The sequence below is a fragment of the Rhodopseudomonas sp. BAL398 genome (genome assembly GCF_033001325.1).
Lineage (GTDB): Bacteria > Pseudomonadota > Alphaproteobacteria > Rhizobiales > Xanthobacteraceae > JARJEH01.
Genome location: NZ_CP133111.1, coordinates 1,642,490 through 1,662,912 on the forward strand (window position 1 = coordinate 1,642,490; position 20,423 = coordinate 1,662,912).

Genomic DNA, 20,423 nt, shown 5'->3' on the forward strand with positions numbered 1-20,423 from the left:
CTAAACCTGTTCGATCACGATGCTGTTGATCTCATTGGCGACGTCGTCGAAGCGGTCGGCAACCTTCTCAAGATGCTTGTAGATTTCGGCGCCGACGACGAAATCCATGGTGTTGGCCTGGCGATGCTTGAGAAACAGCTCCTTGAGGCCGATGTCGTGCAGATCGTCGACCCGGCCTTCGAGCTTGCCGAGTTCCTCGGTGATCGCGGTCAGCATCGCCACATTGTGGCCGATCGACTTCATCAGCGGCAGCGCGCGGCCGACCAGATTGGCGCATTCGACCAGCAAGGCGCCGATTTCCCGCATCGGCGGCTCGAATTCGCGCACCTCGAACAGGATCACGGCCTTGGCGGTCTGCTGCATCTGGTCGATGGCGTCGTCCATCGCGGTGATCAGGTTCTTGATGTCGACCCGGTCGAACGGGGTGATGAAGGTGCGCCGCACCGCGGTCAGCACTTCCCGGGTAATGCCGTCGGCCTCGTTTTCGAACTGGCTGACACGCTGGCAATGTTCCAGGGCCTGATCGCCGCCGCGCAGCATGTCCTGCAGCGCCTGCGCGCCTTGAACACAGGTCTGGGAATGCCGGGCGAACAGGTCGAAAAACCTCTCCTCCTTCGGCAGGAAGGCGCGAAACCAGCGCAACAGCATGGGAACATCCGGCTTGATGGGAACAACGCGCCGGGCAGCCCCTGTCACGCGAGCGTCATAAACCACTTCCCGGAACCGGGGGCAACTGGGCGGCCGGCGTCATCCACCTTTTGCCGGCGCGCCGAAAACCGGGCCGCGGACGCCTTCGCCCGGACCTGCGCCCAGGCAGCGACGCCGGCGCCCGGCTTCGCACCTCACGAATCACTTGAAGTCGATCGGCTCGCAGCCGTGTCGCGACCCCTGCCGTCAAACGGTATCATGGGAGCGCATAACTAATCGCTTGCGCTACACTTCGAAAAATTTTTCGACGCCATAACGGACAGGCCCGATTCCCGCGCGGGTCACGACTTTGCTCCTAACTTCGCACACTTAAGCGACATTGCTGAGGACGTGTAGTAACGCGGCTGATAGCCGCTGCACAATTCGGTGCGGCTTGCAATCGTCACCATTCTGCTAGACTCGAATCTGTCCTGTCACTTTCAACCGCGGTGCAGATTCCGCAGAACTGGGCGGCCATGCTTCAACGCGCACTTGGATTAATCGCCGGCGTCGATCGCAAGACCCTGGCCAGCTGTCCGGCGACCGACAAGATGTGGGCGACCCATCTGGGGTTTTCGCTCTGCCTGTCCTTCGTAGTCGTCCTAGGAGTCTCGTTCCACGCTACCGGCTACATGATAGTCGGGGTCGGGACACGGCTGCTGGTGTCGGTGGTGATCGCCCTCACCGTGCTGATGTTCGATCGCGCGCTGTGCCAATCCGACTGGTTCTATCAGGGCACGTTGTGGAACAACGCCACCAAGCAGACCGGCGCGGAGGCGCGACAGTCGGCCTGGCGGTTCGTGCGCATCGCGGTCCGGCTCAGCATGTCGTTCGGTCTGGCCTGGGTGATCGCGATGTTCCTGGAGCTGGCGATCTTCTCCGGCACCATCAATGAGAAGATCGAGGCCGACCGCGTCGCCGCCAACGCCCCGATCTATCAGAAGATCCAGCAATACCAGTCGCAGCTCGACGCCGAGTCGGACCGTCGCCAGGCCAATATCGCGGCGCTGGAGCAGTTGCATCGCGATGCGGTAACCTCGGACGCCGCCGCCGAGCCGTCGACGCTGACCCGCTCGGACGAGATCGAGCAGCAGATCAAGGCGTTGGGCGCAAGGGAAGCCGCGATCCGCGACGACATCCGCGACATCGACGGCACGATCCAGCGCTATGTCGGCGACATGCATGCGGAAGAATTCGGCCTCAAGGTCCGCCCCGGCAATAGCGGGCGGCCGGGCGCCGGAATGCGCTATGAATACGCCAAGAAGCAGAAGGAATCCTTCGAGGCGCAGCGCGCGGCGCGCGAGGCCGAGATCGCCCAGCTCCACGCCAAACGCGACGAGCTGCGCGGCGCCCAGGCCCAGATCGCCGCGCAGGCGCTGGCCAGCCGTGATCGCGAGCGTGACGTCATCCAGCGCAAGCGCGACGCGCTGCAGGCGCAGATCGACGCCGCCCGCGCCGATTTGCGGCAATTCGATGCCACCAAGGCGGCCAGCGTCGCCGAATTCCGGAGCAAGGCGCTGAGCGAATCCTATTACCAGGAGAAGAAGGACCGGGTCGATCCGCTGACCCGGATGGCGGCCTATCAGGAGCTGAAGAACGATCCGAAGGACGGCGCGACCATGGCTCTGTTCTCCTGGATGACGCGGTTCTTCATCATCTTCCTCGAGATCGTTCCGGTGGTCGCCAAGATCTTCTTCTCGCCGCCGAGCGTTTATGCGGCCAAGATCCAAGCCCAGGTCGAGCGCGCAAGGCAGCGGATCGAAGCCAATGAGGACGTTGAGGATCAGCGCGTCGAGCCGGTGATCGAGCCGGCGGCCGCGCGCCCTGCCCCGTCGATCGCCACGATCCACACCCCCGCGATCGCCATGGAAGCGTTCGACATGCCGCGGCGCCGCGGATTCGACCGCTGGTGGGCGGAATTCGCCGACCAGAATCCCGCGCCGGTGGCGCGACCGGAATCGCGGCCAGAGCCGCTGCGCGACGATCCCGTTCTTGCAGCCCGGCAAAGCGAGCCGCTCCGCTGGGCCCAGGCCGAGGCAACTCCGTCCTTCGCCGTCACGGCAGCCCCCGTCGGGTCGTTCCGGCCGGAGAGCAGCCTTGGGCCCGCGACGAGCCTAGAGCCCGCGGCGATCCCCGCCGACCTCGGCTACGACCCGATCATCCTGCCGCACCGCAGCGACGCCGCGCAATCATCCGTCGCGGCGCTGCCAGCCGAGCAGCCCGACCCCACGGTCGACGCGCAGCTTGATGCCGACGATGCTGCCCGCACGGTCCAACCGCCACTGTTGGCCATCGTGGAATCGCTGGAGATGGCAGAGCCGCCGGCGCCGCCCGCCGCGGATCAGCCGGAGCAGATCAGCAGCGCCCAGGTGGTGAAGTTCAGCGCCGATGTCGAAAATCTGATGAGCGAGGCAATGGAACGCTCAAAGGCCGCCAAGGCTGGCAAACGCCGCAAGCACGGCGCATTCCACACCACCGAGCACGCCGAACACCTGGATGGCGACGGCGGCCAGCTGCCGCTGAACTACTCGTTGCAATACGAGATTTTTCCACGGGCCTGATTGCCTCGGACACGCGGCCGGAGCCCCCGGCCGCGCCGCTGCTCCCGTTACAGCGATCGCTTGAAGTAATGCGCGATCTCGCCGACCACGCCGCGGCGGAAGGTGAGCACGCAGGTCACGAAGATGACGCCCTGGATCACCGTGACCCATTGGCCGAAGCCGGCGAGATATTGCTGCATGGCGATGATCACGAAGGCGCCGACCACCGGCCCGAACACGGTGCCGAGGCCGCCGACCAGCGTCATCAGCACGATCTCGCCCGACATGGTCCAATGCACGTCGGTCAGCGAGGCGTTCTGCGCCACGAACACTTTCAGTGAGCCAGCGAACCCCGCCAGCGTCGCCGACAGAATGAAGGCCATCAGCTTGAAATGGTCGGTCTTGTAGCCCAGCGAAATCGCGCGCGGCTCGTTTTCACGGATGGCCTTCAGCACCTCGCCGAACGGCGAATTGATCGCCCGGTAGATCACCAGAAAGCCGAACAGGAAGCCGGCGAGAATGACGTAATACAGCGTGACCGGCTCCGACAGGTCGATCAGGCCGAACAGCTTGCCCTGCGGAATGCCCTGAATGCCGTCCTCGCCATGGGTGAACGGAGTCTGCAGATAGACGAAGTACAACAGCTGCGACAGCGCCAGCGTGATCATGGCGAAATAGATGCCCTGGCGTCGGATCGCCACCAGGCCGGTGACGACGCCGAGCGCGGCCGCCCCCAGCGTGCCGATCACGATGCCGAGTTCCGGCGCCAGCCCCCAGACTTTCAGCGCATGGGCGGTGATATAGCCGGCGGTGCCGAGGAACATGGCATGGCCGAATGACAGCAGCCCGCCATAGCCGATCAGCAGGTTGAAGGCGCAGGCCAGCAGCGCGAAGCACAGCCCCTGCATCACGAAATACGGATAGACGCCGGTGAGCGGCACCACCAGCAGCACCGCGGTCATGACCGCGAAGACGATCATCTCGTCGCGGATTGAGCGGCGGCCGGGGGCCGGAACGGCTTGGTCGGTGATGGATGTCATGTCAGGTCGTCCGTCCCGTAAGTCCCGAGGGTTTCACCAACAACACCAGCACCATCAGCACGAAAACCACGGTGTTGGAGGCCTCGGGATAAAAATACTTGGTCAAGCCCTCGACCACGCCCAGCGCAAAGCCGGTGATGATCGATCCCATGATCGACCCCATGCCGCCGATCACCACCACGGCGAACACCACGATGATCAGGTCGGCGCCCATTTGCGGTCGCACCTGGTTGATCGGCGCCGACAGCACGCCGGCGAGCGCCGCCAGGCCAACGCCGAGCCCGTAAGTCAACGTGATCATCCGCGGCACGTTGATGCCGAAAGCGCGCACCAAGGTCGGGTTTTCGGTGGCGGCGCGCAGATTGGCGCCGAGGCTGGTGCGCTCGATCAGGTACCAGGTCGCAAAGCAGACGACCAGCGAGCACACCACCACCCAGCCGCGATAGATCGGCAGGAACATGAAGCCGAGATTCATGCCGCCCTGCAGCTCGGGCGGGATCGCATAGGGCAGCCCCGAGGAGCCGAAATAGTTCTGGAATACGCCCTGGATGATCAATGCCAGCCCGAAGGTCAGCAGCAGGCCATAGAGATGGTCGAGCCCGGCCAGCCACTGGATCATGGTGCGTTCCAGGATCATGCCGAAGATGCCGACCGCGATCGGCGCGACGATCAGCGCCGGCCAATAGCCGATGCCCATCACGTTGAGCAGGAAATAGGCGCAAAATGCGCCCATCATATAGACCGCGCCATGCGCGAAATTGATGATGTTGAGCATGCCGAAAATCACGGCGAGGCCGAGACTGAGCAGCGCGTAAAACGAGCCGTTGATCAGCCCGACAAGAAGCTGCGCCAACAGGGCCTGAATATTGATCGACATATCGCCTCAACTCTCAGCGGCAGGGAACAGAAGCCCGGCGGCGGCGAGACGCCACCGCCGGGCGGTCGGAGCTATTTCTTCACCAGCGGACAATTGCTTTCCGACACCGGCCGGAATGCCTGATCGGCGGGCGTGGTACCCACCAGCTTGTAGTAGTCCCAGGGGCCCTTGGATTCCGAGGGCTTCTTGACCTCGAACAGATAGGCCGGATGGATCGCGCGGCCGTTGGCCTCGATCTTGCCCTTGCCGAACAACACATCGTCGGTCGGGATTTCCTTCATCTTGTCAGCAACCTTGGTGCCGTCATGCGGGTTGCCGCCGAGCGCCTGCAATGCCTTGAAATAGTGCAGCAGGCCGGCATAGACCCCGGCCTGAACCATGGTCGGCATCGCCTTGGTCTTCATCCGCGCGGAGAACCGCTTGGCGAAGGCCCGGGTCTGGTCGTTGGCGTCCCAATAGAAGGTCGAGCTGAGATTCAGCCCCTGGGCGACCGGCAGACCGAGCGAATGCACATCGGTCAGGAACAGCAGCAGACCCGCGAGTTTCTGGCCGCCGGCGACGATGCCGAATTCGGCCGCCTGCTTGATCGTATTGGTGGTGTCGCCGCCGGCATTGGCCATGCCGATGATCTTGGCCTTGGAGGCCTGCGCCTGCAGCAGGAACGAGGAGAAGTCGGCGGTGTTGAGCGGATGCTTGACGTCGCCGATCACCTTGCCGCCATTGGCCACCACCACCGCGGTGGTGTCGCGCTCCAGCGCCTGGCCGAAGGCGTAGTCCGCGGTAATGAAGAACCAGGTATCGCCGCCGGCCTTGACCAGCGCCCGCCCGGTCGAATTCGCCAGCATATAGGTGTCGTAGGTCCAATGCACCGTGTTGGGCGAGCACTGCTTGCCGGTGAGATCCGAGGTCGCGGCACCCGAATTGATCATCAGGGAGTTCTTTTCCCGGACGACATTGTTGACCGCCAGCGCCACGCCGGAATTCAGCACGTCCATCAAAACGTCGACCTTCTCGACGTCGATCCATTGCCGGGCGATGGTGGCGCCGATATCAGGCTTGTTCTGGTGATCGGCCGAGATCACGTCGATGGTCCAGCCCTTGCCGGTCAGGCCGGAATCCTCGACCGCCATCTGCGCCGCCACGGTGGAGCCGGGACCGCCGAGATCGGCGTACAATCCGGAATTGTCGGTCAGCACCCCGATCTTGACGGTCTTGTCCTGGGCGAAGGCGGCGCCGCTGGCCGAAATTGCCAGGGCGGCACCGAGTAGAATGGCAGAAGCTTTGTGTCTCATATCAATCTCCCTCCAGAAATTTCGTTCGCCGCAATCAGACACCGAGATAGGTGTGTAGCTTGTCCATGTTCGCCTCCAATTCGGAATTGGCGAAACCGTCGATGATTTTGCCGTGCTCGACGATGTAGTAGCGATCCGCCACCGTGGCGGCGAAGCGGAAATTCTGTTCGACCAGCAGGATGGTGAAGCCCTCTTTCTTCAGCCGCGCGATGGTATGGCCGATCTGCTGGATGATCACCGGCGCCAGCCCCTCGGTGGGCTCGTCGAGCATCAGGAAGCGGGCGCCGGTGCGCAGGATCCGCGCGATCGCCAGCATCTGCTGTTCGCCGCCGGACAATTTGGTGCCCTGGCTTTTCAGCCGTGACTTGAGATTTGGAAACAGTTCGAAGATCTGCTCCAGCGTCATGCCGCCAGGGCGCACCTGCGGCGGCAGCATCAGGTTTTCGCGCACGTCGAGGCTGGCGAAGATGCCGCGCTCCTCCGGGCAGAATGCCACGCCGAGCCGCGCGATCTTGTCCGACGAGGTACGGCTGATGTCGTGCCCATCAAAGCTGATCGCGCCGCTGCGCTTGTCGATGATGCCCATCACGGATTTCAGCGTCGTGGTCTTGCCCGCGCCGTTGCGGCCGAGCAGTGTCACCACCTCGCCGGGGCGGACCTCGAAGTCCATGCCGTGCAGGATGTGGGATTCGCCATACCACGCTTGGAGATTTTGCACGGTCAGCAGCGCAGCGGCGGTGGGGGCAGCCGCGGAGGCCGGATCGGCCGTCATGGTGTCAGTCATGGCCTGCTCCGAGATAGGCTTCTTTGACCCGCTCGTCCTGGGTCAAATCGGCATAATTGCCTTCGGCCAGCACCTCGCCATGGGTCAGCACCGTGATGATGTCGGACAGGTCGGCGACGACGTTGAGATTATGCTCGACCATCAGGATGGTGTATTTGGCCGAAATCCGTTTGATCAGCGCCGCGATCTTGTCGATGTCTTCATGGCCCATGCCGGCCATCGGCTCATCGAGCAACATCATCTCCGGATCGAGCGCCAGCGTGGTGGCGATTTCCAGCGCGCGCTTGCGCCCATAGGGCATCTCGACCGCGGCGGTTTCGGCGAATTCGCTGAGGCCGACATCGTCCAGCAAGGCGCGGGCGCGATCGTCGTAGCGGTCGAGCACACTCTTGGAACGCCAGAAATCGAACGAATGGCCATGCTGGCGCTGCAACGCGACGCGCACGTTTTCCCGCGCCGTCAGGTGCGGAAACACCGCGGAAATCTGGAACGAGCGGACCAGGCCGAGCCGCGCCACATCGGCCGGCGCCATCGTGGTGATATCACGTCCCTTGTAACGGATATGCCCGCCAGAGGGCCGCAGGAATTTGGTCAGCAGATTGAAACACGTCGTCTTGCCGGCCCCGTTGGGGCCGATCAGCGCGTGAATGGTGCCACGACGGACCCGCAGATTGACATCGCGAACGGCGAAGAAGCCGGCGAATTCCTTGGTCAGTCCATGGGTTTCAAGAATAATATCATCGGCCAAGCAAGCTTCCCCCAATCGGCCTTCGCGGCGAGACCATCGCGCGCGGCCGATTTATTTTTACTTTCCGGTATGCGTCGCCCCATCGATCGGCGACGCATCCAGTCCTTGTCTGGGGGAATATGCCGCCAATCGGAAGGGTTGCGCAAGGTGCAATGCTGGGCAGCGTAAAAATGATGGGGCGAGCCTGGGGACAGTCCGCACCGGCTGCGGACTATGCCAATTCCTCGGCATAAAGCTCGGGCTTGAATCCGACCAGCAGCTTGCCGTCACCCTCCAGCACTGGCCGCTTGATCATCGCGGGCTGCGCCAGCATCAGGGCGATCGCCTTTCGCTCGGTGAGGTCCTGCTTGTCGGCGTCGGCGAGTTTGCGAAATGTGGTGCCGGCGCGATTGAGCAGAGTTTCCCAACCGACCGCCTTGGCCCAGCGCGTCAGCCGCGCCTGGTCGATGCCGGCGGTCTTATAGTCATGAAAGGCATAGGCGACGCCGTGGCCGTCGAGCCAGAGCCGGGCTTTCTTCATGGTGTCGCAATTCTTGATACCATACAGGGTGACGGGCACGCGCAACCTCATCTGCTGAACCGCAAGGCCTCATACCTAGCCGTCGCCGGCGCTTTTGGCCACTGCGCGGCGCCTGCCGCCGGCCGGGCGCCAGCGAGCCGGATCACGTGCTTCGGCTCCGCCTGTTCGCGATGAGCGGTATTTCGCCCCGTCACAGGACTTGCGTAAACATCGGCTAAGCAACCCGATCCGATGTTCTGACACCTCACAACTCGGCGCTGTGCCGTGGCGGAGACATTCCGAGCCCCGGACGCGGCGCGCTGCCTTGCGGAATCCATCCATGACGATCGACATCGCCCAGCTGAAACAACGCGTCGACCATCTGATCGCCGCCGTCGAGCACGACGGCGCAACCCGCTGCGCCGGCTGGGCCGATCGCATCACCCGCCCCGGCTTCCATGCCAGCGCGACCAATCTGGCGCATTACCTGGCGCTGCGCCGCCACGATCTGCGGCCGTTGCAGCGCGCGCTGATGGCGCTCGGCCTGTCATCGCTGGGCCGGCTTGAAAGCCGCGTGCTGCCGACCCTGCAGGCGGTCAGCGCGACGCTGGCGGCGCTGTGCGGCGAGGTCCATGCCGCGCGGCCGTCGTCGCAGCATTTCTTCGCCGGCGAACACGCGCTCGCTCGGCGCAGCCACGAATTGTTCGGGACCTGCCCGGAGCCACGCACCACCGCGCTGCTGGTGACCTGCCCGACCGAGGCCGCCGACGATCCGGTGTTCCTGCAGCGGCTGGCCGAGCGCGGCGTCGAAGCGGTGCGGATCAATTGCGCCCATGACGATGCCGAGCATTGGCAGCGGATGATCATCAATGTCCGCGCCGCCGAGCAGCAGGTCGGCCGCCGCATCAAGGTGCTGATGGACATCGCCGGCCCCAAGATCCGCACCGGCAAGGTGCGCGCACCGGACGACCACGACCGGATCGGCAGCGGCGATCTGCTGGCGATCGTGCCGGAGGGCGGGCTCGACCGGGTCGATCCGGCCGAGGCCGGCTTCGCGGTCGAATGCACCCTGCCCGAGCCGCTGAGGCTGACCCCGGTCGGCGCCCGGGTGTTCGTCGATGACGGCAAGCTCTGCGTCCGGATCGAAAAGACCGCGCCGTGGGGCCTGCTCGGCCGCGTCACCGCCGCCGCCGACAAGGGCGTGCGATTGAAGCGCGAAAAGGGCCTGAACTTTCCCGACACGAAGCTGCAGATCGAAGCCCTCACCGCCAAGGACCGCCGCGACCTCGACTTCGTCGCCGCCCATGCCGACGGCGTCGAATTCTCCTTCGTGCAATCGGTCGCCGATGTCGAGATGCTGCAGGACGCGCTCGCGCAGCGCCGGCCGGACGATTGGCGCACGCTGTCGCTGATCCTCAAGATCGAAACCCCGACGGCGGTGGCCCACCTTCCGGAGATCGTGGTGCAGGCGGCGGGTCAACAGCCGACCGCGATCATGATCGCGCGCGGCGATCTCGCGGTCGAGATCGGCTTCGCCCGGCTGGCCGAGATGCAGGAGGAGATCTTGTGGATCGGCGAAGCCGCTCACATCCCGGTGATCTGGGCCACCCAGGTCCTCGAAACCCTGGTCAAGAAGGGCACCCCGTCGCGCGGCGAAATGACCGACGCGGCGATGGCGGCGCGCGCCGAATGCGTGATGCTCAACAAGGGCCCCTATCTGTTCAAGGCGATCACCGAGCTCGACACCTTGCTGCAACGCATGGGCGCCAACCAGCACAAGAAGACGCCGCAACTGCGCCGGCTGATGAGCTGGGCCTAGCGCCGCCACCGCTTGCGGGACAACGGCCTACGCTATATCTTACCCCTGTCTTACCTGACCGGAGGGCACCGTGTCCGCGGCTAAATATTTGACGACGACCGTCTCGACCAAGGGACAGGTGATTTTGCCGAAGGCGATCCGGCACCACCGGCAATGGCCGGCTGGAACCAGGCTGGTGGTCGAGGACACGCCCGACGGCGTGTTGTTGCGCCAGGAATCACGATTCGCGCAGACACGCCCCCAGGACGTGTTCGCGTCGCTTCCCTATCGCGGCAAGCCGAAGACACTGGCCGAGATGGAAGCGGGCATCGCCGCCGAAGCGCGACGTCGTCATGCTGGGGATTGATACCAATCTGATCGTTCGCTACCTGACTGGCGATCATCCGAAACAATCGGCCAGAGCGCGGGCGCTGATCGATGGCGAGGAGGTGTTCGTCGCCACCACGGTGCTGCTGGAAACCGATTGGGTGCTGCGCAGTGTCTACGGTTTTACGGCCAATGAAATTTGCGTCGCGCTCCGCGCCTTCGCGGGTCTGGCACGGGTCTCGTTGGAAGACCCAGCCCTGATCGCCTCCGCACTCGACCGCGTCGAACGCGGAATGGATTTCGCGGATGCGCTGCATCTTGGCCGCGCCGAACGCTGCGACGGCTTCGTCACCTTCGATAGCGGATTGATCAGAGCCGCGAAGGCAGCTGGCTTGAAACACGTCGGATTGCCGTAAGACAGGCGCTGGCGCACCAAGCGGCACGATTCAGCACGAGCATGCCCCGGCCGATGAGCTGGGCGTATTACGCCGCCGTTTCCTCACCCCGGCCGGCCGCCATCCCCGCTTCACAGCATCCCGTCGTTTTGACCGCGCTGGCTGCGGCAGGCCACCGGGGCCCTGTCAGCGCATCAGCTCGAGCAGCCGCGCAACGACAGACGTGACCGATGATCGCGGCACAGCATTCGATCGACCTCCGTTTCGGCGCCAAGAACGCCCCTTGACAACCTACCTACTAGTCAGTAGATAACGAGCCATGACCAGCATCTCGAAGACCTCGGACGACATCCTGCGCTGCGCGCGAACGCTGATTCTGGCGGGGGGCTATAACGGGTTCAGTTATGCCGATATCGCCAAGGTGGTCGGCATCCGCAACGCCAGCATCCACCACCATTTCCCAACCAAGTCCGTGCTGGTTCGAACCCTCGTCGCCCGATATCGCGAGGAGGCCGAGGCCGGCATCGCGCAGCTCGAGCGCGCCGTCGCCGACCCGGCCGAGCAGCTCCGCTCCTATGTCGGCTACTGGCAAGCCTGCATCGCCGACAACAGCGCACCATTCTGTGTCTGCGCCCTGCTCGCAAGCGAGATGCCGATGCTGCCCGACGAGGTGGCGTTCGAAGTGCGGGCACATTTCCGATCATTGTCGGCGTGGCTGGCGTCGGTCCTGGAGCGCGGTGTGCAACAGCGATGCTTGCGGCTGACGCAACCCGCCAAAGTCGAGGCCGAGGCGTTCATGGCGACGGTGCACGGCGCCATGCTGTCGGCGCGGACCTATGGCGATGCCACGATGTTCGGCGTGGTGACCCATCATCTGCTCGAACGTCTGCAGCCTCAGCGCTAATTTCCCTCGAAAAATGGCGACGACCTTCGCCCGCATCACCTACCTACTAATAGGTAAATTTTTAACTTAGGAAAGGACCTACAATGTTTGGCATTTCTCCGCTCGGCTGGGTGCACACCCTCGGTAGCCTCCCGGCGATTCCGACCGCCGTCTACATGATTGCACGATATGGCCGGATCGTGCCTCGCTCGACCGCGGGCACGGTGTATCTCGTCTCGATGCTGATCGGCGCAGTCACGGTGTTTTTGGTCGCTCGCCAGCCGATCAGCTACGGTATTGGCGCAGCTACCCTCGCCTTGGTGCTGGCGGGATATGCCGTCGGCTCCATCACCATGCTTGGACGCGCCGCGCCCTATCTGGAAACTATCTTCCTCAGCCTGAGCGTTTTCCTGCTGATGTTGCCCACCGTCTCGGAGACGCTGCGTCGCGTGCCCGACGGCCATCCGCTCGCGGCCGATCTGCATGCGCCGATCCTGCTCGGCGCCCAGGCCGCGATACTGGCGATTCTGCTGATCGGCCTGCCGATCCAACTGATCCTTCTGCGTCGTCGCAGCCGGCTCGCCGCGTCCTGAGTGGCGCCGAACCGCGCGGGTGCCAAGCGTCGAACCGCACCTGGCAGTCCCCGCGCGCGGCTCACAGCATCGCCGGCCGGACCAGCGCGCGGCAGCTGATGAGCTGGGCGTATTACGCCGCGGTGTCGCCGCCGCCGCCGGCCGCCATCCCAGCTTGACAGCATTCTGTCGTTTTGACAGGATACTGTCATGACCCAGACACCCCGTTCGCCGTTCGACGATCCATTCAACGCGCTCGTGCTCGAAGTGTTTCGGCTGAACGGCGCATTGATCCGAAGCGGCGACGAGCTGGTCGCGCCGCTCGGGCTCAGCAGCGCGCGCTGGCAGGTGCTGGGATCGATCGTCCATGGCGAGGGGCGGCTGTCGGTCGCAGCGCTGGCCGACAATATGGGGCTGGCGCGGCAATCGGTGCAGCGCGTCGTCAACGAACTCGAACAAGACGGGCTGGTCGGCTTCGCCCCCAACCCGGCCCACAAGCGCGCCAAGCTGGTGGTGATGACCGCGCGCGGCCAGCGCGCCTTCGACCGCGCCACCGCGCTATGGGCACCGCTGGCGGCAGAACTGGCGGCCGCGCTCGGCCCCCGCAAGTTGCGTCAGGCCACGGACAGCCTGTCGGCGATCCGCGAGCAACTCGAGCAACAACGCAACGACAGGAATGACCCATGATCAAGATTCTGCATCCGATCGCCGGCATTCTGGCATTTCTCACCATTCTGACATTCTGGCTATCAACCGTTGCGGTCGAGCTCGGCGGCGACCCGGTGGCGATCGCATCGGTCAAGCTCGGCATCCTGTGGGGCCTGCTGCTGCTGATCCCGGCGATCGCGACCGCCGGCGCCACCGGCTTCAGGCTCGGCGGCCGATCGCAGCGCCCCGACATCATGCACAAGCGCCGACGGATGCCGATCATCGCGCTCAACGGCATCCTCGTGCTGGTGCCCTGCGCGATCGTGCTGCAACAGCGCGCCAGCGCCGGCCAGTTCGACGCCACCTTCACCGCCATTCAGGGACTCGAACTGATGGCCGGCGCGGTCAATCTCGTCCTGCTCGGCCTCAACATCCGCGACGGCTTCAGACTGTCCCGGCGGTTCGGCATGGCGACGACGTGACGCTCGCCGGTGAGGCAGCCGCGTGGCTTGCACCCGGGCACGGCTCGGAGCGGGGCCCAGCCGTCACCCCAACATCTCCGGCCGGAACAGCGAGCGCCGGCTGATGATCTTGCCCGCCACCATGAAGACGCCGTCGCCGGTGTAGTGCAGCGTCTGCGGATGTTTTGGCGAAGCCGCGACATGGGCCTTCACCACTTCGAAGATGAAGAAATTGTATTTGTCGACCAAGACATCGTCGTGCAGCCGGCATTCGAAGCTGGCGTGGCATTCGCCGATCAGCGGCGCCTTGACCTCGTCGGCCTCTTGCGCCGTGAGGCCGAACTGCGCGAATTTGTCGATCTCGGCGCCCGAGCAATTGCCGATCCCGACCACCATGTCGGTCAGCGCCGTGGTCGGCAGGTTGATGACGCATTCGCCGCTGCGGCGGATCATCTCGAAACTGTGATTGCCGCCGGAGATCATGCAGCCGACCAGCGACGGGGTGAATTCCAGGATGGTGTGCCAGCCCAGCGTCATGATATTGGTCTTGCCCTGCCAGCGCGACGACAGCAGCACGATTGGCCCTGGTTCCAGATAGCGCCGGACCTGGCCGACCGGAAAATCCAATTTTTTCGGAAGTCTGGTCATGGTGGGGTCTCAACAAACTCGTCGCGGCGGGGCCAGCCGCGACACTGTATTCAAAGCGTCCGGCGCGGCCTATAGGCAATGCTGGCCCGAATCCGGCCGACGAGTCGGCCGCTTGCCACCGGAGCAGTCATGGAATTCACCGCCCTGTTTCTCGTCGTCGCCGTGGTGATGCTGATCGCCTGGCGCGGCTTGCGCAAGCTGACGCTGGCGCTGTTTGCCATCGCGCTGCTGGCGTCGGTGGCCACCTATCTGCACCACGCCACCGACGTTTTGAAGCTGTCGTTTTGAGGGCCGATCGATGACCCGCACGCACGCCGTCACCCTCAACGCGCTCAGCCTTTACGGCCTGGCGCTGCTGCTCGGCGCCGCCTTCGCGGCGCAGCTGGCGCTGCACGAACTGCCCTGCCCGCTCTGCCTGCTGCAGCGAGTGATGTTCGCGCTGCTGGCGATCGGTCCGATCCTCAACATCCGCTTCGGCCCGCGCCCCAGCCACTACGCGCTGTCGCTGCTCGCAGCCGTGGTCGGCGCCGTGGTGTCGACCCGTCAGGTGCTGCTGCACATCATGCCGGGCGACCCCGGCTATGGCACCGCAATGCTGGGCCTGCATTACTACACATGGGCGTTGCTGGGTTTCATCGTCGCGATCGTGCTGCTGGCCGCGATGCTGTTAGCCGACCGACAATTCGCGGAACAGCCGGTGCCGCAGCCGCCCGGCATCTTCGCCGCGGCCGGCGTCTGGCTGGTGATCGCGCTGACCTTTGCCAATGTCGGCTCGACCTTGCTGGAATGCGGCTTCGGCGCCTGTGCCGACAATCCGGTGATTTACGAGCTACTCAAGCGCTGAGGCCGGCGCCAGCGAGGCCATGAGCCTCACGCACGATCAATGCAAGCCGCTCCGCCGAGGATCGCAGCCGGTGCAGGTCGAAGCCGGCATAGCCCAGCAGCAGCCCCTGGCGCGGCTGAGCCTGCAGATAGAGCTGGCTCACCGGCTTCACCACGATGCCTTGCGCCAGCGCCTGGCGCGCGACCGCGACATCGGAAATCGCCTGCTTGAAATGGATCGCCAGCTGAATGCCGCATTCCGGCACCTCGACCTCGACGAGGTCGCCGAGCTGGCGCGTGATCGTCGCGACCACGACGTCGCGGGCGTCGCGATAATGCAGCCGCATCCGCCGGATGTGGCCGTTGAGAAAGCCCTGGCGGATGAAGTCGGTGACCATCGCCTGGACGAGCGTCGGCGGCTGCCGGTCGGTGACGAATTTGACGCCGGTGAAGACGTCGATCAGATCGCGCGGCACCACCGCAAAGCCGATCCGCGCGCCCGGAAACAGCATCTTGCTCAAGGTGCCGACATAGATCACCCGGGCGCCGTCATCGATGCCCTGCAACGACGCCAGCGGCCGGCCGACATAGCGAAACTCGCTGTCGTAATCATCCTCGATGATCCAGGCGCCGTGCTCGCGCGCCCAGGCCAGGATGTCGAGCCGGCGTCGCATCGACATCACCACCCCGGTCGGATATTGGTGCGACGGCGTGATATAGGCGGCGCGGGCGTTGGCTTCGCGCGCAATGCCGGCGCTGACGATCAGTCCGGAATCATCGACCGGCACCGGGATCATCCTGGCGCCGATGCCGTCCAGCGCGCCGCGCGCGCCGTGATAGCCGGGGTCCTCGACCCACACCGCGTCGCCAGGATCGAGCAGCACCCGCGCGCACAGATCGATCGCCTGCTGGGCGCCGGAGACGATGATGACCTGCTCGGGCTCGCAGCGCACCGCGCGCGCCGCCCGCAAATATTGCGCGACTTCGGTGCGCAGCGCCAATTCGCCGATCGGATCCGCATAGGCCAGGTTGACGCGATCCAGCGTCCGCAGCTGCCGCGATCCGACGCGCCGCCAGGCCTCGATGGTGATGGCATCGACCGAACTGCATCCGGGGCTGAACGGCACGTCCTGCGGCGGCGCCAGCCTGCGCGCGGTCTCGCGATAGCGATCGCCGGCCGCGGACAGCCGCCGGCTCGCCCCCTCTTTGGGTTGCCCGCCCCCGACCACCGGCACGATCACCGATTCCGAGACGTCATGCGACACATAGGTCCCGGAGCCGGTGCGGCCTTCGATATAGCCTTCGGCCAGCAGCCGGTCATAGGCCGCCAGTACCGAGGTTCGCGACACGCCAAGGCGATCGGCCAATTGCCGGGTCGACGGCAGCCGGCTGCCCGGCGCCAGGGTCTTCAGCAGGATCGCCTCGCGCAGCCCGAGATAGATCTGCTGCAGCAGCGGCGTGTCATTGCCCGGATCGACCACCAGATCGAGAAAATCCGCCCATTTCGAGCGCGACCCGCCAGCGGCCGGCGGTTTGCGTGGTTTGACCGGTTGCGCGACGTCGGAATCCATCAGCCGTCCTTTGACAATCAGACCCGCCACGCGCGGCACCACATCGAAGTGGCATTGCGCGAGACGGCATTATCTTGGCTGCGATCATACCGCTATGGGATCGGCCCGGCAATTCGAGAGTGGTCGCTCGGCGCGGCCGAAGTGGGTCTGGCGGCGCGCGAAACCACGCGGTTGGTAGAGGACATCCAATGGGGGTCCTGCACATGACTGCAATCCACGAATTATCCGCCACCGCGCTGCTCCGGGCCTATGCCGAGAAGAGCCTGTCGCCGGTCGAGGTGACGCAGCATGTGTTGGAGCGGATCGCCAAGGTCGATCCGAAGCTGAATGCGTTCTGCGTGGTCGATCCCGACGCGGCGCTGCGCGACGCCCGCGCCAGCGAGACGCGGTGGATGGCGGGGGCGCCGGCCGGCCTGGTCGACGGCGTGCCGACCACCATCAAGGATGTGGTGCTGACCAAGGGCTGGCCGACGCTGAAAGGCTCGCGGCTCAGTTCGGCGGCCGGGCCCTGGGATGAAGATTCGCCGGCCACCGCGCGGCTGCGCGAACATGGCGCGGTGCTGCTCGGCAAGACCACCACCCCGGAATTCGGCTGGAAGGCGATCGGCGACAGCCCGCTGACCGGCATCACCCGCAACCCGTGGTCGCTCGACCACACCTCCGGCGGCAGCAGCGCCGGCGCCGCGGCCGGCCTCGCCGCCGGCCTCGGCGCGCTGGCGGTCGGCAGCGACGGCGGCGGCTCGATCCGGATTCCGGCGAGCTTCTGCGGCGTCGCCGGCATCAAGCCGACGCTGGGGCGGGTGCCGTATTATCCGCCGAGCGCGATGAGCACGCTGGGCCATTGCGGCCCGATGGCGCGTAGCGTCGACGACGTCGCGCTGATGCTGACGGTGCTAAGTGGCGCCGATCCGCGCGAGGCCTATGCGCTGCCGCCGGCCGGCGATTTTCGCGACGGCATCGATGGCGGCGTCGCGGGCCTGCGGATCGCGCTCAGCATGAATCTGGGTTATGCCAAGGTCGATCCCGAGATCGCCGCGCTGGTGCAGGCGGCGGCGCAGCGGATGCAGGCGCTCGGCGCCGCCGTCGAGGAAGCCGATCCCGGCTTCGAGTCGCCGCATGACGCCTTCGACGTGCTGTGGAAATCCGGCGCCGCCAATGCGGTGTCGCAGCTGCCGCAGGATAAGCTCGATCTGCTCGATCCGGGCCTCGCCTGGGCGGCGCGCGAAGGCGCCCGCTTCTCGGCGACCGACTATGTCCGCGCCGATTTCGTCCGCACCCATCTCGGCATCCAGATGGCGCAATTCCACCAGCGCTACGATCTGCTGCTGACGCCGACGGTCGGCATCCCGGCGCTGCCGGTCGGCATGGACCTCGCCGATCCGGTGACCGAGCGCGGCTGGATCGACTGGGCGCCGTTCTCCTATCCGTTCAACATGACCCGGCAGCCGGCCGCCACCGTGCCCTGCGGCTTCACCGCGGCAGGCCTGCCGGTCGGGCTGCAGATCGTCGGTCCGCTCTATGCCGAGGCGCTGGTGCTGCGCGCCGCCAAGGCGGTCGAACTGCCGCTGGCGATGCCGGCGCTGAACTAAGCGGCACGCTGATCGTCGCCATTGCGAGGCGCGCAGCGACGAGGCAATCCAGGACTGCCGGGTGTGGCCCCTGGATTGCGTCGCTGTCGGTCGGCGCTTCGCGCCGGCCTCCGCTCGCAATGACGACTTTGACGTGTCGCCTCTTGAATTCAGGCGCTCAGGCCGCCGCCTCCCACTTCGCCACGTCGAGAAAAGTACTTTGATAGGTCGCGCCTTCGCCGATATCGGTGTAGCGGTCGGAGCACAGCATGTTGACGGTGCCGGCTTCGGAATCGACATCGGTGCGCTGGCCCGGCACCAGAACGACGCCGCGCTGCACCTCGTCGCTGATGGTCAGCACCATCCGGATCTGCGCCCGGTCGTTGTGCAACCGCACCACATCGCCCTCGGTGAGGCCGCGTTGCGCGGCATCGTCCGGATGCATGATGCAGACCACCGGTCCTTGTCGTTGACGGAGAAACGCCACGCCCTCATAGGCGGTGTGCGGCTGGAAATAGCCCGGCGCGGTCAGCAACCGCAGCGGCCATTTGGCGGCATCGCGCGCTTCCTCGGCGTCCGGCTTCCAGTCCGGCATCGGGCTCACGCCCATTTCCGCCAGGGTCTCCGAATAGATCTCGAGCTTGCCCGAGGGCGTCCCAAAACTTTGCGCATCAGGCTGCGAAAGCTTGATCGGACCGGCGGTGAGCAACGCCGGATCGAAAGCCGGGATGCCCTCCCCGGCGCCGTCGAACAGCGCGCGTACCAGTTCGGATTCGGGCAGCCGGAAGACGGCGTCCTGCAGACCCATTCGCGCTGCCATCGCCTGCGCGAATTTCACATTCGACCACGCCTCGCCCTGCGGCTCCACGGCGCGCGGCGCGTATTGCATGTAGTAGGAGCCATAGGAGCGATAGAAATCCTCGGTCTCAAGATAGGTCGTCGCCGGCAGGACGATGTCGGCGTAGCGCGCCGTCATCGTCATGAACGGATCGTGGACCACGGTGAACAGATCCTCCCGCGACAGCCCGCGCCTGACCTTGCTGGCTTCCGGACAGGTGATGGCGGGATTGTTGGCGGAGACGAACAGCCCATGAATTGGCGGGCTCTCCATGTTGAGCAATTCTTCGCCGAGCCGCAGATGATTGACCAACCGCGTCGCCGCCAGCCCCGACGGCTTGCGGATCGCGCCATAGTTGAACGGCATCGAGCCCGGCGTCACCAGCAGCGCGCCGCCGCCGCGCCGCCCATAGGCGCCGGTCAAGGCCGGCAACGTGCTCACCGCGCGCAGCGCTTGGCCGCCATTGGCGAGCCTTGTCATGCCCTCGCCGAGCCGAATGAACGAGGTCTTCGCCTTGCCATACATCGCCGCCAGCCGCTCGACATCGGCGACGCTCAGCCCGGTCACTTCGGCAACATAAGACGGCGTGAAGCGCGGCAGCGTCTCGCGCTCGAGCCGGTCGAAGCCGAGCGTGTTTTGCGCAAGATAGGCGCGGTCGCACAAGCCATCGCGCACCAGCACATGCATCACGCCGAGTGCCAGCGCCGCGTCGGTGCCGATCCGGATCGGAATGTGCCAGTCGGCGCGCTCCGCGGTGCGACTGCGGCGCGGATCGATCACGACCAGCGGAACGTCCGGCCTGGTCTTGCGGATCGCCTCGACCTTCGCCCAGAAATGCACGTTGACGGCGACCAGATCGCAGCCCCAAGCGATGATCAGATCGGAATCGACCACGGTTTCCGGATCGGTGCCGCCGACCGGGCCGACCGTCATGTCCCAGGAGGTCTCGCAGCAGGTGTCGCAGACGGTGCCGGCCTGCAGCCGGCTGGTCCCCAGCGCATGGAACAGGCCGTTGACCAGGCCGCGGTTCAACTGGCCCTGATGCGCGCTATAGGCGTAGCCGAGCAGCGCCAGCGGGCCGTGGTCGGCGATGATCGCCTGCCACCGCGTGGTGATCTCGTCGAGCGCTTCGTCCCAGGAAATCGGCCTGAAGTCGCGGCCGCCCTTGGCGCCGACGCGGCGCAGCGGAGTCAGGATCCGATCCGGCGAATGCACCAGCTCGGCGTCGCGATTGGTCTTGGCGCAGGCGAAGCCGGCGGTGAACGGCTGCTCCGGATCGCCCGACACGCGGGTCACCTGGCCGTCCTCGACCTGCACCAGCAACGAACACATGTCCGGACAATCGTGCCCGCAGACCACCCGCTTGATATCCATGATCACTCCCAATCGACGATACTCGCCAATTGGTCAGAATCCGCCGCCGCC

General features: G+C 65.3%; 21 protein-coding genes. 11 read left to right on the forward strand and 10 right to left on the reverse strand.

Going from position 1 to position 20,423, the window contains the following annotated elements; genetic code table 11:
• A complete protein-coding gene (locus tag RBJ75_RS07880; RefSeq protein ID WP_044412434.1) occupies window positions 1-645 on the reverse strand; it encodes a DUF47 domain-containing protein in 645 nt (214 codons plus the stop codon).
• 518 nt (window positions 646-1,163) lie between these two features.
• Between RBJ75_RS07880 and RBJ75_RS07885 the strand changes: the two genes are divergently transcribed.
• On the forward strand, window positions 1,164-3,248 hold the full coding sequence (locus tag RBJ75_RS07885) for a DUF4407 domain-containing protein (RefSeq protein WP_044412437.1): 2,085 nt from the start codon (window positions 1,164-1,166) through the stop codon (window positions 3,246-3,248).
• 47 nt (window positions 3,249-3,295) lie between these two features.
• On the opposite strand, the gene RBJ75_RS07890 is transcribed toward RBJ75_RS07885, so the two are convergent.
• The 6 genes from RBJ75_RS07890 to RBJ75_RS07915 form a co-directional block, all read right to left on the reverse strand.
• Window positions 3,296-4,267: a branched-chain amino acid ABC transporter permease gene (locus tag RBJ75_RS07890; protein WP_044412400.1), complete on the reverse strand. Its 972-nt coding sequence runs from the start codon at window positions 4,265-4,267 to the stop codon at window positions 3,296-3,298.
• Window position 4,268: 1 nt separating this feature from the next.
• A complete protein-coding gene (locus RBJ75_RS07895) occupies window positions 4,269-5,132 on the reverse strand; it encodes a branched-chain amino acid ABC transporter permease (RefSeq protein ID WP_044412440.1) in 864 nt (287 codons plus the stop codon).
• Between the two features lie 83 nt (window positions 5,133-5,215).
• Window positions 5,216-6,436 carry an ABC transporter substrate-binding protein gene (locus RBJ75_RS07900; protein ID WP_044412402.1) on the reverse strand — a complete coding sequence of 407 codons (1,221 nt, stop codon included), beginning with the start codon at window positions 6,434-6,436 and terminating at the stop codon, window positions 5,216-5,218.
• A gap of 34 nt (window positions 6,437-6,470) precedes the next feature.
• The gene (locus RBJ75_RS07905; protein WP_044412404.1) at window positions 6,471-7,220 is read right to left on the reverse strand and encodes an ABC transporter ATP-binding protein; all 750 of its coding nucleotides are present in this window, start codon (window positions 7,218-7,220) and stop codon (window positions 6,471-6,473) included.
• Window positions 7,213-7,968, reverse strand: a complete 756-nt coding sequence (locus tag RBJ75_RS07910) for an ABC transporter ATP-binding protein (RefSeq protein ID WP_044412405.1) — start codon at window positions 7,966-7,968, stop codon at window positions 7,213-7,215. Before RBJ75_RS07910 ends, RBJ75_RS07905 begins: the two co-directional genes overlap by 8 nt.
• Window positions 7,969-8,179: 211 nt before the next feature.
• Window positions 8,180-8,527: an ArsC family reductase gene (locus RBJ75_RS07915; protein WP_044412443.1), complete on the reverse strand. Its 348-nt coding sequence runs from the start codon at window positions 8,525-8,527 to the stop codon at window positions 8,180-8,182.
• A 280-nt stretch (window positions 8,528-8,807) separates the two neighbouring features.
• Between RBJ75_RS07915 and RBJ75_RS07920 the strand changes: the two genes are divergently transcribed.
• From RBJ75_RS07920 to RBJ75_RS07950, 7 genes are all read left to right on the forward strand, one after another.
• Window positions 8,808-10,286 carry a pyruvate kinase gene (locus tag RBJ75_RS07920; protein WP_044412406.1) on the forward strand — a complete coding sequence of 493 codons (1,479 nt, stop codon included), beginning with the start codon at window positions 8,808-8,810 and terminating at the stop codon, window positions 10,284-10,286.
• A gap of 70 nt (window positions 10,287-10,356) precedes the next feature.
• The gene (locus RBJ75_RS07925; protein ID WP_044412407.1) at window positions 10,357-10,632 is read left to right on the forward strand and encodes an AbrB/MazE/SpoVT family DNA-binding domain-containing protein; all 276 of its coding nucleotides are present in this window, start codon (window positions 10,357-10,359) and stop codon (window positions 10,630-10,632) included.
• Window positions 10,619-11,008: a type II toxin-antitoxin system VapC family toxin gene (locus RBJ75_RS07930; protein WP_044412410.1), complete on the forward strand. Its 390-nt coding sequence runs from the start codon at window positions 10,619-10,621 to the stop codon at window positions 11,006-11,008. Before RBJ75_RS07925 ends, RBJ75_RS07930 begins: the two co-directional genes overlap by 14 nt.
• A 298-nt stretch (window positions 11,009-11,306) precedes the next feature.
• Window positions 11,307-11,891 (forward strand): TetR/AcrR family transcriptional regulator, encoded by a 585-nt coding sequence (locus RBJ75_RS07935; RefSeq protein ID WP_044412413.1) that lies wholly within the window; start codon window positions 11,307-11,309, stop codon window positions 11,889-11,891.
• Window positions 11,892-11,974: 83 nt separating this feature from the next.
• Window positions 11,975-12,463, forward strand: a complete 489-nt coding sequence (locus RBJ75_RS07940) for a hypothetical protein (protein WP_044412416.1) — start codon at window positions 11,975-11,977, stop codon at window positions 12,461-12,463.
• Between the two features lie 189 nt (window positions 12,464-12,652).
• Window positions 12,653-13,129, forward strand: coding sequence for a MarR family winged helix-turn-helix transcriptional regulator (locus RBJ75_RS07945; RefSeq protein WP_044412419.1), 477 nt, complete (start codon window positions 12,653-12,655; stop codon window positions 13,127-13,129).
• Window positions 13,126-13,572, forward strand: coding sequence for a hypothetical protein (locus RBJ75_RS07950; RefSeq protein WP_044412422.1), 447 nt, complete (start codon window positions 13,126-13,128; stop codon window positions 13,570-13,572). The genes RBJ75_RS07945 and RBJ75_RS07950 overlap by 4 nt, the downstream gene beginning before the upstream one ends.
• 63 nt (window positions 13,573-13,635) lie before the next feature.
• Here RBJ75_RS07950 and RBJ75_RS07955 read toward each other — a convergent pair whose 3' ends face one another.
• Window positions 13,636-14,199, reverse strand: coding sequence for a flavin reductase family protein (locus tag RBJ75_RS07955; protein WP_044412425.1), 564 nt, complete (start codon window positions 14,197-14,199; stop codon window positions 13,636-13,638).
• 129 nt (window positions 14,200-14,328) lie between these two features.
• On the opposite strand from RBJ75_RS07955, the gene RBJ75_RS07960 reads away from it, so the two are divergent.
• On the forward strand, window positions 14,329-14,487 hold the full coding sequence (locus RBJ75_RS07960) for a DUF5993 family protein (protein WP_173427363.1): 159 nt from the start codon (window positions 14,329-14,331) through the stop codon (window positions 14,485-14,487).
• Between the two features lie 10 nt (window positions 14,488-14,497).
• Window positions 14,498-15,043 carry a disulfide bond formation protein B gene (locus RBJ75_RS07965; protein WP_044412428.1) on the forward strand — a complete coding sequence of 182 codons (546 nt, stop codon included), beginning with the start codon at window positions 14,498-14,500 and terminating at the stop codon, window positions 15,041-15,043.
• Here RBJ75_RS07965 and RBJ75_RS07970 read toward each other — a convergent pair.
• Window positions 15,033-16,622, reverse strand: a complete 1,590-nt coding sequence (locus tag RBJ75_RS07970; protein WP_201776318.1) for a PLP-dependent aminotransferase family protein — start codon at window positions 16,620-16,622, stop codon at window positions 15,033-15,035. The two genes, RBJ75_RS07965 and RBJ75_RS07970, sit on opposite strands and share 11 nt — an antisense overlap.
• Window positions 16,623-16,795: 173 nt before the next feature.
• Between RBJ75_RS07970 and RBJ75_RS07975 the strand changes: the two genes are divergently transcribed.
• Entirely contained in the window at window positions 16,796-18,181 is a 1,386-nt protein-coding gene (locus RBJ75_RS07975) for an amidase (RefSeq protein WP_317528860.1), read from the forward strand.
• Window positions 18,182-18,338: 157 nt separating this feature from the next.
• Here the strand turns inward: RBJ75_RS07975 and RBJ75_RS07980 are convergent, their stop codons facing one another.
• Complete coding sequence (locus RBJ75_RS07980; protein ID WP_052629003.1) at window positions 18,339-20,372, reverse strand: molybdopterin-dependent oxidoreductase; 2,034 nt, start codon at window positions 20,370-20,372, stop codon at window positions 18,339-18,341.
• Between the last annotated feature and the right edge of the window lie 51 nt (window positions 20,373-20,423).

Excerpts from the sequence above, each read along its gene's own strand:
- RBJ75_RS07945 (WP_044412419.1), top strand. The coding sequence starts at position 12,653 with ATGACCCAGACACCCCGTTCGCCGTTCGACGATCCATTCAACGCGCTC.
- RBJ75_RS07905 (WP_044412404.1), bottom strand. The coding sequence starts at position 7,220 with ATGACTGACACCATGACGGCCGATCCGGCCTCCGCGGCTGCCCCCACC.
- RBJ75_RS07960 (WP_173427363.1), top strand. The coding sequence starts at position 14,329 with ATGGAATTCACCGCCCTGTTTCTCGTCGTCGCCGTGGTGATGCTGATC.
- RBJ75_RS07950 (WP_044412422.1), top strand. The coding sequence starts at position 13,126 with ATGATCAAGATTCTGCATCCGATCGCCGGCATTCTGGCATTTCTCACC.
- RBJ75_RS07940 (WP_044412416.1), top strand. The coding sequence starts at position 11,975 with ATGTTTGGCATTTCTCCGCTCGGCTGGGTGCACACCCTCGGTAGCCTC.
- RBJ75_RS07965 (WP_044412428.1), top strand. The coding sequence starts at position 14,498 with ATGACCCGCACGCACGCCGTCACCCTCAACGCGCTCAGCCTTTACGGC.
- RBJ75_RS07980 (WP_052629003.1), bottom strand. The coding sequence starts at position 20,372 with ATGGATATCAAGCGGGTGGTCTGCGGGCACGATTGTCCGGACATGTGT.
- RBJ75_RS07975 (WP_317528860.1), top strand. The coding sequence starts at position 16,796 with ATGACTGCAATCCACGAATTATCCGCCACCGCGCTGCTCCGGGCCTAT.
- RBJ75_RS07920 (WP_044412406.1), top strand. The coding sequence starts at position 8,808 with ATGACGATCGACATCGCCCAGCTGAAACAACGCGTCGACCATCTGATC.
- RBJ75_RS07935 (WP_044412413.1), top strand. The coding sequence starts at position 11,307 with ATGACCAGCATCTCGAAGACCTCGGACGACATCCTGCGCTGCGCGCGA.
- RBJ75_RS07930 (WP_044412410.1), top strand. The coding sequence starts at position 10,619 with ATGCTGGGGATTGATACCAATCTGATCGTTCGCTACCTGACTGGCGAT.
- RBJ75_RS07955 (WP_044412425.1), bottom strand. The coding sequence starts at position 14,199 with ATGACCAGACTTCCGAAAAAATTGGATTTTCCGGTCGGCCAGGTCCGG.
- RBJ75_RS07885 (WP_044412437.1), top strand. The coding sequence starts at position 1,164 with ATGCTTCAACGCGCACTTGGATTAATCGCCGGCGTCGATCGCAAGACC.
- RBJ75_RS07900 (WP_044412402.1), bottom strand. The coding sequence starts at position 6,436 with ATGAGACACAAAGCTTCTGCCATTCTACTCGGTGCCGCCCTGGCAATT.
- RBJ75_RS07890 (WP_044412400.1), bottom strand. The coding sequence starts at position 4,267 with ATGACATCCATCACCGACCAAGCCGTTCCGGCCCCCGGCCGCCGCTCA.